The sequence below is a fragment of the Vibrio rubrogenes genome, assembly GCF_059641415.1.
In genome coordinates this window covers 1-485 of the sequence record NZ_JCARSY010000121.1, presented here as the reverse complement: position 1 = coordinate 485, position 485 = coordinate 1, and the positions used below count along the sequence as shown (strand labels likewise).

Genomic DNA, 485 nt, shown 5'->3' with positions numbered 1-485 from the left:
CATTACTGGCTCAGTGTCCTGACCGACTTACAAAATCGTGGTGTCAAAGATATCTGTATTGCCTGTGTCGATGGTCTCAAAGGGTTCCCAGAAGCGATTGAAACCATTTATCCGCAAACCGAAGTTCAGCTCTGTGTTATCCACCAAATCCGCAACTCGATGAAATATGTCGCCAGCAAAAATCAGAAAGCTTTTATGGCAGATTTAAAGTGCGTCTATAAAGCTGCGACGCTCAAGGCTGCCGAGCACGAACTTGATGAGCTGGAAGTCAAATGGGGGCAACAATATCCGTTGGTGATTCAGTCATGGCGCAATAAATGGGAGAACTTATCGGTGTATTTCAAATATCCTGAGCAGGTCCGCAGAGCTATTTACACCACCAATGCGGTTGAGGCGGTGCATCGGCAGTTCCGCAAGCTGACCAAGACCAAAGGTGGCTTCGCCAATGAAACCAGCTTGCTCAAGCTGTTGTATGCAGGTATGTT

The 485-nt window shown here is 47.2% G+C and carries 1 protein-coding gene; it reads left to right on the top strand.

The window, feature by feature from the left end:
- The coding region (locus AC55NX_RS20825; RefSeq protein WP_496997467.1) for an IS256 family transposase at positions 1 to 485 on the top strand (485 nt) is incomplete at both ends.